Origin of the sequence: Sphaerisporangium aureirubrum (assembly GCF_042658925.1) — a bacterium.
In the GTDB taxonomy this organism is placed as follows: domain Bacteria; phylum Actinomycetota; class Actinomycetes; order Streptosporangiales; family Streptosporangiaceae; genus Sphaerisporangium; species Sphaerisporangium aureirubrum.
Window position 1 is genome coordinate 1 of sequence record NZ_JBHSRF010000056.1, and the last position, 12,440, is coordinate 12,440.

The 12,440-nt window shown below is 71.8% G+C and carries 12 protein-coding genes; 5 read left to right on the forward strand and 7 right to left on the reverse strand.

All coding sequences use genetic code 11. The features are described from left to right. Both ACFP1K_RS28455 and ACFP1K_RS28460 read right to left on the reverse strand, forming a co-directional pair. On the reverse strand, positions 1–255 hold a 255-nt coding region (locus tag ACFP1K_RS28455; RefSeq protein ID WP_380758925.1), incomplete at its 3' end, for a Clp protease N-terminal domain-containing protein. 289 nt (positions 256–544) lie between these two features. Continuing rightward, complete coding sequence (locus tag ACFP1K_RS28460) at positions 545–748, reverse strand: hypothetical protein (protein ID WP_380758927.1); 204 nt, start codon at positions 746–748, stop codon at positions 545–547. A 99-nt stretch (positions 749–847) separates the two neighbouring features. Between ACFP1K_RS28460 and ACFP1K_RS28465 the strand changes: the two genes are divergently transcribed. After that, positions 848–2,392 carry an FAD-dependent monooxygenase gene (locus ACFP1K_RS28465; RefSeq protein ID WP_380758930.1) on the forward strand — a complete coding sequence of 515 codons (1,545 nt, stop codon included), beginning with the start codon at positions 848–850 and terminating at the stop codon, positions 2,390–2,392. On the opposite strand, the gene acnA is transcribed toward ACFP1K_RS28465, so the two are convergent. Together acnA and ACFP1K_RS28475 are read right to left on the reverse strand one after the other, a co-directional pair. Continuing rightward, positions 2,352–5,111: an aconitate hydratase AcnA gene (acnA, locus tag ACFP1K_RS28470; RefSeq protein WP_380758932.1), complete on the reverse strand. Its 2,760-nt coding sequence runs from the start codon at positions 5,109–5,111 to the stop codon at positions 2,352–2,354. The two genes, ACFP1K_RS28465 and acnA, sit on opposite strands and share 41 nt — an antisense overlap. A gap of 245 nt (positions 5,112–5,356) precedes the next feature. Then, positions 5,357–6,085 (reverse strand): metal-dependent hydrolase, encoded by a 729-nt coding sequence (locus ACFP1K_RS28475; protein ID WP_380758934.1) that lies wholly within the window; start codon positions 6,083–6,085, stop codon positions 5,357–5,359. A gap of 384 nt (positions 6,086–6,469) precedes the next feature. Here ACFP1K_RS28475 and ACFP1K_RS28480 point away from each other — a divergent pair, with 384 nt between their 5' ends. From ACFP1K_RS28480 to ACFP1K_RS28490, 3 genes are all read left to right on the forward strand, one after another. Next, positions 6,470–7,198 carry a PadR family transcriptional regulator gene (locus ACFP1K_RS28480; protein WP_380758936.1) on the forward strand — a complete coding sequence of 243 codons (729 nt, stop codon included), beginning with the start codon at positions 6,470–6,472 and terminating at the stop codon, positions 7,196–7,198. A 7-nt stretch (positions 7,199–7,205) separates the two neighbouring features. After that, on the forward strand, positions 7,206–7,847 hold the full coding sequence (locus ACFP1K_RS28485; RefSeq protein ID WP_380758938.1) for a DUF1707 SHOCT-like domain-containing protein: 642 nt from the start codon (positions 7,206–7,208) through the stop codon (positions 7,845–7,847). 262 nt (positions 7,848–8,109) lie between these two features. Further along, on the forward strand, positions 8,110–8,742 hold the full coding sequence (locus ACFP1K_RS28490; RefSeq protein WP_380758940.1) for a DUF6879 family protein: 633 nt from the start codon (positions 8,110–8,112) through the stop codon (positions 8,740–8,742). 106 nt (positions 8,743–8,848) lie between these two features. On the opposite strand, the gene ACFP1K_RS28495 is transcribed toward ACFP1K_RS28490, so the two are convergent. Then, a complete protein-coding gene (locus ACFP1K_RS28495) occupies positions 8,849–9,778 on the reverse strand; it encodes an LLM class F420-dependent oxidoreductase (protein ID WP_380758942.1) in 930 nt (309 codons plus the stop codon). Positions 9,779–9,933: 155 nt separating this feature from the next. On the opposite strand from ACFP1K_RS28495, the gene ligD reads away from it, so the two are divergent. Next, positions 9,934–10,923: a non-homologous end-joining DNA ligase gene (ligD, locus tag ACFP1K_RS28500; protein WP_380758944.1), complete on the forward strand. Its 990-nt coding sequence runs from the start codon at positions 9,934–9,936 to the stop codon at positions 10,921–10,923. On the opposite strand, the gene ACFP1K_RS28505 is transcribed toward ligD, so the two are convergent. Then, positions 10,886–11,083 carry a hypothetical protein gene (locus ACFP1K_RS28505; protein ID WP_380758946.1) on the reverse strand — a complete coding sequence of 66 codons (198 nt, stop codon included), beginning with the start codon at positions 11,081–11,083 and terminating at the stop codon, positions 10,886–10,888. The two genes, ligD and ACFP1K_RS28505, sit on opposite strands and share 38 nt — an antisense overlap. A 46-nt stretch (positions 11,084–11,129) precedes the next feature. Continuing rightward, positions 11,130–12,422, reverse strand: a complete 1,293-nt coding sequence (locus tag ACFP1K_RS28510) for a tetratricopeptide repeat protein (protein WP_380758948.1) — start codon at positions 12,420–12,422, stop codon at positions 11,130–11,132. Positions 12,423–12,440 lie beyond the last annotated feature (18 nt).

The following is a 12,440-nucleotide window of genomic DNA, read 5'->3' on the forward strand; positions in this document are numbered from 1 at the left end:
GGAGGGGGTGCCGGGGGGTGGGAAGTCGCGGATGTCGATGCCGATGGCGCGCAGGGCGGCGCGGTCCAGGGCGTCCAGGGTGGAGCGGGCCTCGGCCAGGTCTACGCCCAGGGCGCGGGCGGCTGGGGAGGCGGGGAGGCGTAGCAGGCCGAGGAGCAGGTGCTCGGTGCCCATGCGGCGGCTGCCGCGACGCCGGGCCTCGTCCAGGGCGGCTTTCACCACGGTCACGAAGGGGCTTTGCTCTCTGGGGCTCACGAGGTCCTCACTTTCCGTACCGGGCGGGGGTCGGCGCACTTGGGTGTGAGCCGGCTCGTTTGCTGTGGTCGGCGGTGCCGATTGTTTGCTGTGGTCGGCGGTGCCGATTGTTTGCTGTGGTCGGCGGTGCCGATTGTTTGCTGTGGTCGGCGGCGCCGATTGTTTGCTGTGGTCGGCGGCGCCGATTGTTTGCTGTGGTCGGCGGCGCCGATTGTTTGCTGTGGTCGGCGGCACCGGTCGTTTGCTGTGGTCGGCGGCACCGGTCGTTTGCCGGGGCCGGCGGCACCGGTCACTTGCCGTACTTGGCGTGGGCGGACTGGCGGGAGGTGCCGAGGGCGTCGCCGATTTGTTCCCAGGTCCAGCCCTGGTCGCGGGCCTGTGTGACTGCTAGGGCCTCGACCTGTTCGGCGAGGCGGTGGAGGGCGCCGACCGCGCGGAGGGTTACGGCGGGATCGGTGGATCTGATGCGTCGTTCCAGCTCCTCGGCTTCCATGGTTGTCAGGCTAGATTGACAGGAGCGGATTTGTCAATCTAGCCTGACAACGCTCGGCCGGGATTCCGCCCGGCCGGCCGCAGGGATCGGAGTACACCGATGGATGTCGATGTCGTCGTGGTGGGTGCGGGGCCCGTGGGGCTGATGCTGGCCTGTGAGCTGGGGCTGGCGGGGGTGCGGCCGCTGGTGCTGGAACGGCGGGAGGAGCCGGGGACGATTCCGAAGGCCAACGGGTTCGGCGGGCAGATCGTGGGGACCCTCCGCCACCGCGGCCTGCTGGACCGCCTGGTCGCCGAGGCCGAGTTCGCCGGGCCGCTGCCGGGGTTCCCGTTCGGGTCGGTGCCGCTGGACTTCGCCGCCCTCGGCGGCGGGCCGTTCGCCCTCATGATCCCGCAGCGCCGCCTGGAGGCGGTGCTCGCGGCCCGGGCCGGCGAGCTGGATGCCGAGGTGCGGCGCGGCCACGAGGTCACCGGGCTCGCTCAGGACGCCGCCGGGGTGACGCTGGAGGTCCGCGGGCCGGGCGGTGGGTACGCGGTGTCCGCCCGCTACGCGGTGGGCTGTGACGGCGGCCACAGCCCCGTGCGGGAGTGGGCGGGGATCGGCTTCCCGGGCACCACCGACCCCGAGGTGCTGCGGATCGGCCGGTTCACCGCGCCGCCCGGCACCGGCCTGTTCGAGGAGCAGGAGGTCGACGTGCCGGGTCTCGGGCGCCTCGGCCCCGGGTGGACCCGCACCGAGCGCGGCCGGGTGATCGTCGCCTCGTTCGAGCGCGGGGTCCGCACCGTCGGCCTGCGCGAGCACGACGCGCGGGCGGCCGGCGACACCGGCCCGCTGACGATGGAGGAGTTCCGGGCCGCCGTGCGCCGGGTGCTCGGCGCCGACCTGCCGCTCGGCGACCCCGTCTGGTTGTCCCGGACGGTCTCGCAGGCCCGGCTGGCCGACCGGTACCGCGCGGGGCGGGTGCTGCTCGCCGGGGACGCGGCCCACCTGTTCCCCGCCGGGGGCGCGGCCCTGGACGTGGGGATGAGCGACGCGGTCAACCTCGCCTGGAAGCTGGCCGCCCTGCTCGGCGGGCGGGCGCCGGGGGGACTGCTCGACAGCTACCACGCCGAGCGGCATCCCGTCGGCGCCCGCACGCTGGCCGAGACCCGTGCCCAGGCGGCCCTCGACCACGCCGAGGGCGAGAACGGCACGGCCCTGCGCGCCTTGCTCACCGAGCTGTTCGCGTTCGAGGAGCCCCTGCGCAGGCTCCGCGACGTCCTCCAGGGCTCCGCCACGCGCTACGACATGCCCGGCGCCGATCCCCACCCGCTGCTCGGCCGCCTGCTCCCCGACCTGGCGCCGGACGACGCGGCGCCGCTCGCGGAGGCGCTGCGGGCGGCGCGGCCGGTGCTGGTGGACCTGACCGGCGAGGACGGGCTGGGCGAGGACGCCGGGCCGTGGCTGGACCGGGTGGACCTGGTGACGGCGCGCCTCGCCGAGCCACCCGCGGCGGCGCTGCTGGTGCGCCCGGACGGCCACGTGGCGTGGGCGGGCGCGCCGGGCGCGGACGGGCCGCGCCGGGCGCTCGCCCAATGGTTCGGCCCGGCGCGGCCCGCTCCGATCAGCTCCGGGACAGCAGCGACCGCAGGACGTACTGCATGATGCCGCCGTGGCGGTAGTAGTCGGCCTCGCCGGGGGTGTCGATGCGGACGACCGCCTGGAACTCGACGTCCCCGGCGCGGACGGTGACGGTGGCCGGGGTGGTGCCCGAGTTGAGCTCCTCGACGCCGGTGATGTCGAAGACCTCCTCGCCGGTGAGGCCGAGGGAGGCCGCCGTCTCGCCCTCGGGGAACTGCAGCGGCAGCACGCCCATGCCGATCAGGTTGGACCGGTGGATGCGCTCGTAGGACTCGGCGATGACGGCCCGCACGCCGAGCAGCGCCGTGCCCTTGGCCGCCCAGTCGCGCGAGGACCCCGAGCCGTACTCCTTGCCCGCGAGCACCACGAGGGGCGTGCCCGCGGCCTGGTAGTTGACGGAGGCGTCGTAGATGAACGACACCGGGCCGCCGTCCTGCGTGAAGTCGCGGGTGTAGCCGCCCTCGGTGCCGGGCGCGATCTGGTTGCGCAGCCGGATGTTGGCGAACGTTCCGCGGATCATCACCTCGTGGTTGCCGCGCCGCGAGCCGTAGGAGTTGAAGTCCCGCACCTCGACGCCGTTGGACCGGAGGTACTCGGCGGCCGGGGTGCCGGCCTTGATGGACCCGGCGGGCGAGATGTGGTCGGTGGTGACCGAGTCGCCCACCTTGACGAGCACGCGGGCCGCGGCGATGTCGGTGACCGGCTCGGGCTTCTCCGGCATGCCGTCGAAGTACGGCGCCTTGCGGACGTAGGTGGACGCCGGGTCCCAGTCGAACGTGTTGCCCGTGGGGATGGGCAGCGACCGCCACGTGTCGTCGCCCTTGAACACGTCGGCGTAGTCCCGGGTGAACATCTCGCGGTCGATGGAGGAGCCGACGATCTCGGCGACCTCGGCGGGCGCCGGCCAGATGTCCCGCAGGTACACCGGCTCGCCGTCGGAGCCGGTGCCGAGCGGCTCGTTGTCCAGGTCGACGTCCATGGTGCCCGCGAGCGCGTAGGCGACCACCAGCGGCGGCGAGGCCAGGTAGTTCATCTTCACGTCGGGGTTGATCCGGCCCTCGAAGTTGCGGTTGCCGGACAGCACGGCGGTGACGGCGAGGTCGTTGGCCTGGACCGCCTCGGAGATCTCCTCGGGCAGCGGCCCGGAGTTGCCGATGCAGGTGGTGCAGCCGTACCCGACCAGGTTGAACCCGATCTTGTCGAGGTACGGCTGGAGGCCCGACCGCTCGAAGTAGCCGGTGACGACCTGCGAGCCGGGGGCCAGGGAGGTCTTCACCCACGGCTTGCTGGTGAGGCCCTTGTCCACGGCGTTCCTGGCCAGCAGGGCGGCGCCGAGCATCACGTACGGGTTGGACGTGTTGGTGCAGGAGGTGATGGCCGCGATGGTGACCACGCCGTGGTCCAGCTCGAACGACCTGCCGTCGGCCAGCGTGACCGGCACCTTCTTGTGCGGGCGGGCCCCGTTGGCGCGGGAGTTGGAGGCCGGGGCGTCCGAGGCCGGGAAGGACTCGGCCGAGGCCTCGTCGACGCCGTCGTCGTCGAAGTCGGCGACGTGCTCGCGCACGTCGCGCCGCCAGGTCTCCTTGGCCGCCGACAGCGCTATGCGGTCCTGCGGGCGCTTCGGGCCCGCGATGGACGGGACGACGGTGGACAGGTCCAGCTCCAGGTACTCCGAGAAGACCGTCTCGGGGGCGTCCGGGTCCAGCCACAGGCCCTGGGTCTTGGCGTATGCCTCGACCAGGGCGATCTGCTCCTCGGGGCGGCCGGTGAGGCGCAGGTAGTCGATGGTCTGGCCGTCGATCGGGAAGATGGCGCAGGTGGAGCCGAACTCGGGGCTCATGTTGCCGATGGTGGCGCGGTTGGCCAGCGGCACCGAGGAGACGCCGTCGCCGTAGAACTCGACGAACTTGCCGACCACGCCGTGCTTGCGCAGCATCTCGGTGACGGTCAGCACCAGGTCGGTGGCGGTGGCCCCGGCGGGCAGCTGGCCGGTGAGCTTGAAGCCCACCACGCGCGGGATCAGCATGGAGATCGGCTGGCCGAGCATGGCGGCCTCGGCCTCGATGCCGCCGACGCCCCAGCCGAGCACGCCGATGCCGTTCTCCATCGTGGTGTGGGAGTCGGTGCCGACGCAGGTGTCGGGGTAGGCGGCCAGGGTGCCGTCCGCGCTGGGGCGGGTCATCACGACGCGGGCCAGGTGCTCGATGTTGACCTGGTGGACGATGCCGGTGCCGGGCGGCACGACCTTGAACTCGTCGAAGGCGGTCTGGCCCCAGCGCAGGAACTGGTAGCGCTCGCGGTTGCGCTCGTACTCGCGCTCGACGTTGCGCCGGAAGGAGTCGGGGTGGCCGAAGAAGTCGACGATGACCGAGTGGTCGATGACCAGCTCGGCGGGCGCCAGCGGGTTGATCCTCGCGGCGTCGCCGCCGAGGTCGCGCACGGCCTCGCGCATGGTGGCGAGGTCGACGACGCAGGGCACGCCGGTGAAGTCCTGCATGATCACCCGGGCCGGGGTGAACTGGATCTCCACGCTCGGCGCGGCGGCCGGGTCCCAGCCGCCGAGCGCCCGGATGTGGTCGGCGGTGATGTTCGCGCCGTCCTCGGTGCGCAGCAGGTTCTCCAGCAGGATCTTCAAGCTGTACGGGAGGCGCGCCGACCCCTCGACGGCGTCCAGCCGGTAGATCTCGTATGCCGCGTCACCGACGCGGAGTGTGTCACGGCTGCCGAAGCTGTTCGCGGACACGGAGACTCGCCTCCCTTTTGGATCACGCTCTCGCCGTCTATGACGATCGGTTGCACTATGCCGTTTTCGCCCCTAGATCCTGCCGCACCGGGGGGATGCCGCCACGAGTCAGGCTCACCTAACCTCGCGCGCCGGACAGGTCTCTCGACATCAAGATATCGGGTTCGATATCTCGACATCAAATCACCGGCCGGGCATGAGCGGACGATCAGGGCCGCCCACCGTCGAGGCGGCGGCCCCCAGGATCACATGACGGGCATCAGGCGGATGGCGAACAGGCCGACCACCACGACCGAGAGCACCGGCCCGAGGATCTTCACCTCGAAGGCCCGGCCCGTCTTCAGCCCCATCTTCCACGGCAGCAGCCACTTGTGCTTGAGCGGCCAGAGCACCGGGCAGCCGCGCTCGGTCATGCAGTCCCCGAACACATGGGCCAGGCACCCGATGGCCACCGCGAGGCCGAGCCACAGGTAGCCCACGTCCCGGGAGTGGAAGAACAGGAACGTTCCCGCCGTGAGCCCGATGTTGACCAGCGCCGAGGTGATGGTGCGGTCCGGGATCCCGATGCCGACGGCGCGCAGTGCCAGGCCGATCAGCAGGACGACCACGATGTCCCGCCCGATCGGGTACCGGTCGGCGAGCAGGTGGGTGCCGATCCCGGCGGCGACGACGAAGAACAGCGAGTGGGTCATGTGCCGGTGGCCGCCGCTGAGCCAGTTGACGGCCTTGCTCAGCACCCACGTCGCGGGGCCGAACGTCTGCGCGATCGTGGCGTGCGGGTGGTCCAGGTCCGGCAGCATCGCGGCGCCGGCGCAGACCAGGGCCCCGGCGATCAGCTCGGCCGGCGAGAGCATGTTGGCCACCACCGGCGTCAGGTCGCCGGCCAGTCCCCCGAGCTCCGGCAGCGCCGCCAGGCCGGGAGCGGCCAGCAGCCACAGCGCGGCGCCGCTGAGGGCGTGCGAGTGCCCCATCATTCGACCATCACGATCGGGCACGTTACGGCAAAAGCCGGGCAAGGTGGAGGAAGGTCTCCGGCAAAGTCCCGGCGTGTCGTCCCCCTGTTCCCAGGAGTTCGCAGAGGTCTCGGGAAAGAAGAAGGGACCGTTCTACTCCAAGAGCACCCCCCAGCCCTCTCAAAGCAGAACGATCCCGTTCCGATGCAGATAACGCTCCATCCTCGGGTTATGTTCCCCGTCCGACGTGATGTGCGTCACGTCGCCCGCATCCCCGGCGCCAGGCGGGATCCCGGCGATCGATCACAAATAGGGGGTTGTTCTAAGTTGCATCGCGATATATCTTTGAGGCATCGAGAACGATCGAAGGTCGATCGTTGAGATCTCGATCCTTTAGGGGGACCGATGACACACGCATTCGCGATGGGCGGGCCGCCCTGGCTCCGCCCCGACGCCCTCAGGGGCGTCACCCTGGCCGCGCTCGGCTCGATGGCCGAGTGGCACCAGGCACACCACGACGCCCACCACCCTCACGACGACGAGGGCCGTGAGCGCCGCCACCGGGGGCACCGCGGGCCTAGGCCGTTCCAGTGGGACTTCGGCCGGGGCTTCGGGCCCGGCTTCGGCGGACCCGGCGGCTTCGGCGGGCGGGGGCCGTTCGGCAGGGGGGCCCGCAAGGCCAAGCGCGGCGACGTCCGCGCGGCCATCCTGGCGCTGCTCGCCGAGGAGCCCCGCAACGGCTACCAGATCATCCAGGAGATCGCCGAGCGCAGCCAGGGCGGCTGGAAGCCCAGCCCCGGCGCCGTCTACCCGGCGCTCCAGCAGCTCACCGACGAGGGGCTGGTCCGGGCCGACGAGACCGAGGGCCGCAAGACGTTCCAGCTCACCGAGGCGGGCCTCGCCTATGTCAGCGAGCACCCCGACGAGGTGCGCTCGCCGTGGGAGGACATGACGCCGAACGTCGACGAGGGCGTCTTCGAATTGTTCGATCTGTCCCGTCAGGCCGCCGCGGCGCTGTTCCAGATCGCGCAGACTGGTACCGACGGTCAGATAAGGCAGGCCAAGCAGACCTTGGCCGAGACCCGCCGCAAGCTGTACCAGATCCTGGCCGACGGCGACGGCCCCGAGGAGTGAGCCTCTGATGACCATGCGGGACGACCTGCGCATCGGTGACGCCGAGCGCGACGAGGTGATGGACGCGCTGCGCGAGCACTTCGCCCAGGGCCGCCTCACCCACGAGGAGCTCGACGAGCGGCTCGGCGCCGCGCTCGCCGCCCGCACGTCGGGGGACCTGCGCCGTGTGCTGGCCGACCTGCCGGTCACGGCCGCCCCGCCCGCGGGGCACGGCGGGCGGCGCCCCGCCCGGGGAGCGTACGGCGAGCGGCCGCCGCCCCTCGGGCACCCGGCGGCGCGCGGCCCCTTCGGGCCCGGCCGCCCGCCCATGCCGTCCCACGCCGACCTGGCCACCTGGGGGTACCACCTGGCCGGCCGGCGTGGCTGGGGCCGCGACACCGAGGTGGAATACCACCAGGACCACGACCCGGAGCACGAGCGGCGGCGCAGGCCGCCCCACCGCCGCCACCACGGCAGGCCGCCGGTGTTCCTGTTCGTCATCGGGGCGCTGTTGCTCGCCGGGGCGGTCACCGGGTCGCTCTGGCCGGTGTTCGGGCTGCTCAAGGTGCTGTTCGTGGCCTGGCTGGTGATCGGGCTGCTGAGGTTCGCCCACCACCGCCACCACGGCCACCACCATCACCACCACGGCCACCTGCGGCGCGGCCACTGACCCTCCCCGGCACCCCCGGGGGCACACCGTCACCCGACCGGGTGGTCCACGCGGACCGCCCGGTCTTCGGCGTCCGGCGTTTTTGGGCCTTGACGCTCTCAGTCAGGCGTTTCATGATCGGCCTGTTCTCGATCGTCGCCATGTCCGGGTGCGGCGCACCCCGCCCCGGGCATGGCGGCGTTCGTTTTTCGCCGATCACTTGGCGTGACCGATCCATCGCGTTCCGTCAGATCACCGCCCCTGACCCCGAGGAGGAGTTGCCATGGTCTCATTGACCGGCCATCTTGATCATCACGTGTTCCAGCAGGTGCGAGACGCGAACGGCCTGTCGCTGCCCCGGGAGGCCTACAACCGGGAGTTCCGCGCCGCCTACGAGGGCGCCGCGGGAATCGTCTGGAAGCTGGAGCGCGCCCAGCACTTCCACGAGCCGTACGAGCCGAGCTGGGTGGCCATGGCGGAAGGGGAATGGAACCGTTCCCTGCGCCTGATCGAGGAGATGCGCCGCTCGTTCCCCGCCGACTACGAGGGCTTCGCCGAGTTCCGGCGGATCCGTGTCGTCGACAGGCCGCTCACGCCGTACATGCAGTGGGAGTTGCACGTGCTCGCCGCACGGGCCGAGGCGGGTGAGAGGGCACGGGTGGTCCCCGCCTCCGCCGTGCGGAGGTACGAGCCCTCCCGCCCGCTGCCCGAGCTGCTGATCCTCGACGGCGACCTCATGTACGAGGTGCTGTACGACCACGCCGGCCGCCATCTGGGCGGCCGGCGGCTGACCGACCCGCACGTGATCGAACCGTGCCGCGCCGCACTGATCGCGCTGTACGAGGGGGGCGAGGACCTGGCGGCGTACCACGGGCGCGAGGTCGTGCCACTGCCGCCTCCCGGCACATCCAGGTGAACACACGCTGAACCGCCGGTGAACGGCATATGATCGGCCCCGTGCCGTTCGCCGTTCCGGCCCGATCCCGGCCGCACCCCGGGATCCCCGTCGCGGCGCGCGGCCGTCACACGTGCGGCATGATCTCCGCGGCGATGAGCTCCAGATGGTCGAGGTCCGACAGGTCGAGCACCTGCAGGTACACCCGCTCCGCCCCGGCGGCCCCGAACTCACCGATCTTGTCCAGCACCTCGGCCGGGGTGCCCGCCAGGGCGTTCGCCCGCAGATCGGCCTTGTCCCGCCCGATGGCGGCGGCCCGCCGCTCCAGCTCCGCCTCACCGGCGCCCACGCACACCACCTGCGCGGCCGACAGCACGATCGGCCCGCGTCCCGCCGCCTCGCACGCTGCCCGCACCCGTCCGTAGGCGGCCCCGGTGTCCGCCAGGGAGCTGAACGGCATGTTGAACTCGTCGGCGAACCGCGCGGCCAGCCGTGGCGTGCGCTTGGCGCCGCCGCCGCCGATGATGACCGGCGGGCGGGGGTCCTGGGCGGGCTTGGGCAGGGCCGGGGAGTCGACCAGGCGGTAGTAGGCGCCCTCGAAGGAGTAGGTGTCCCCCGGCTTGGTGGTCCACAGGCCGGTGATGATCTCCAGCTGCTCCTCGAAGCGGGCGAACCGCTCGCCGAGCGGCGGGAACGGGATGCCGTACGCCTTGTGCTCGGCGTCGAACCAGCCGGTGCCGAAGCCGAACTCGATCCGTCCCCCGCTCATCTGGTCGACCTGCGCCACGCTGATCGCCAGCGGGCCGGGAAGGCGGAAGGTGGCCGCCGTCACCAGGGTGCCGAGGCGGATGCGCTCGGTCTCCCTGGCGAGGGCCCCGAGCGTGACCCAGGAGTCGGTGGGGCCCGGCTCGGGGTCGCGGCCCATGTGGCCCATGTGGAGGTAGTGGTCGGAACGGAAGAACGCGTCGAATCCCAGGCGCTCGGTGGCCTGGGCCACGCGGAGCTGGTCCTCGAAGAAGGCACCCTGCTGGGGCTCGGTGAAGATCCTCAGTTTCATAAGGCCATTATTCCGACAGGCCGGACGTCCCCCGGCGACCCGGGCCGCCGTGCGGCCTCCCCCGGCGGCCGTCCCCCCACAAGGGGACCCCTCACCACGAATCCGGTTAAATCCGCTGATAATACGGATCTTCCTACCGGGGTAAGAGAACGCCCATGGGGGGACTTCCCACGTACACCCCGATGCTCGCCCAGATCGGCCCGCCGCCGGCCGGGGAGGACGGCGAGTGGGGGCACGAGATGAAATGGGACGGCGTGCGGGTGCTCGCCTACGCCGAGGACGGCGCGCTACGGCTGATCTCGCGCAACGGCAAGGACGTCACGGCGACCTATCCCGAGCTGTACCCGCTCGCGGGCTCGGTGGGCGGGCGGGACGTCGTGCTGGACGGCGAGATCGTCGCGTTCGACGACGCCGGGCGGCCGAGCTTCTCGGTGCTCCAGCACCGGATGCACCAGCGGCACGGCGAGCGGATCAGGCACCTGGTCGCCACGATCCCGGTGACGCTCATGGTGTTCGACGTGCTGCACGTCGGCGCCGAGCCCGTCGTCGCCCTGCCCTACACCGAGCGGCGCGAACTGCTGGAGGACATCGTGGTGCCCGGCGCCCGCTGGCAGGTCCCGGTGTGGTTCCGCGACGACGGCGCGCACGCGCTGGAGCTGAGCCGCCGGCTCGGCATCGAGGGCGTCGTCTCCAAGCGGCTGCGCTCGCCGTACCGTCCCGGACGCCGCTCCCCCGACTGGATCAAGGTCAAGAACGTCCGCACCCAGGAGGTCGTGATCGGGGGCTGGTCCACCGGCCAGGGGCGGCGCGCCACCACGATGGGCGCGCTGCTGCTCGGCGTCTACGAGGACGGCCACCTGGTCTTCGTCGGCAACGTCGGCACCGGCTTCACCGACGGCACCCTGCGCGAGCTCGGCGCCCTGCTGGCGCCCCTGGAGCGCCCCGACTGCCCCTTCGGCACCACGGTCCCCCGCGAACAGGCCAGGACCGCCCACTGGGTGAGTCCCGTCCTGGTGGGCGAGGTCCAGTTCGCCGAGTGGACGCCCGACGGCCGCCTCCGGCACCCGTCCTGGCGCGGCCTGCGCGACGACAAGTCCCCCGCCGAGGTCACCCGCGAGAGCGAGCCCCCGCAGTTGGCAGGGTGATCAGCTCCACCAGATTCTCCAGCGGCACGTACCGGGTCACCTCGGTGATCGACCGGCAGTACGCCACCAGGAACCCGTACTGCCGCACCCGCAGCAGTGTGTGCCCGTCCAGGCGTATCGCCTCGACCTCGAACCCGTGGTCCCCCACCCATCGCGCCATGGCGGCAGAGTACGAAATCGCAGGTCAAAGCAGGGCAAAAGCATCTTTATGCCGGCGTGGTGCCCCCGCGATCCTCGGACGGCTGCGTCTCGTAGGCGGCGGCCAGGCGGCGTAACTGGGCGGGGGCGCGGGTGGACAGGCGCTCCAGCAGGTCGCGGACGAGGGCCGAGGCGCGGTGGCGATCGGCCAGGACCATGTCCCGCTGGATCCAGACCGCCCACATGGGAAGATCCGCCCACTGGAGCGGCCCGCGCCTCTCCAGGCCGTCCACCGCCAGGGCCAGCAGACCGGCGGCCTGCTCGTCACCGCCCTGGAGGGCGCACGTGAACGCCACCGTGCCGATGCACTGGGTGCGGTTGACCGGCGTGATCATCTGGACGAGCGGGGCGATCACGTCGTACGCCTCTCCCGGCTCGTCCTGCCTGATCAGCTCCAGGCCCCAGTTGTAGGCGACGTCCACCTCCTTGGGGTAGGCGCGGTAGGCGGCGCGCAGGAGATCGGCCACCTGGTGCGGCCGTTCGGCGGCGAACGCCTGGTACGCCTCCGCCGTGAGCGTGAGCGCGCGTCCCCTGTTCTCGTTCTCCTCGGCGATCCGGCGGGAGAGGTCGCGCTCCTCGTCGCGCAGCGGCAGGCCGGCGGCCCGGTCGGGCCGTCCCATGGCCAGGTGGACCTCGACGGCCGCCGCGTTCTGCCTGTTGTCCACCGGCCACTTGTCCCGGAACGCCGCGAACCCGGCCAGGAACCCGTGCACCGCCCCGGCCCTCGCCATGCACCGCATCCAGATCTCCCGGAAGGGCCGTACGTTCGGCTCCACGGCGATGGCCGCGTCCTCGTACCCGATCGCCCGGTTGAGATCGCCCCGAGCCTCGCAGGCCATGGCCATCAGGTGCATCGCCATCACATGGTGGTCGTTCGCGTTCAGCACCCGCGCGCACAACGACTCCACCTGCTCCCACCGGCCCTGTCCCGCCGCCTCCCACGCGCTCGCGACCAGCTGCCCCACCGGGCCGCGTTCCTCCTGCGCGGCCTCCTCCAGCTCGAACACTCCCCCGTGGCCCTCGACGAGCATCGCCTCCGGCACCGTCGGAATGCCGAGATCGCGCAGCCGGCTGAGGCTTGCCGCCGTGTTGCGGGAGATCCGGGCCCCCTCCTGCTGGTTCTTCAGGACCTTCAGCAGGTGGAGGGTGAGCCCCGCGCGCACGTTGGTGAGACCGTGCACGATGCGTTCGCCGCCCTCGGCGAACCACGGCCCGATCACGTACTCGGCGCCGTCCACCACGATGTGGCGGCCCTCGTACTCCTCGGGCTCGTCCTGCTCCAGGTCCAGGTACCGGGTCACCACGCCTCCCTGGGCACG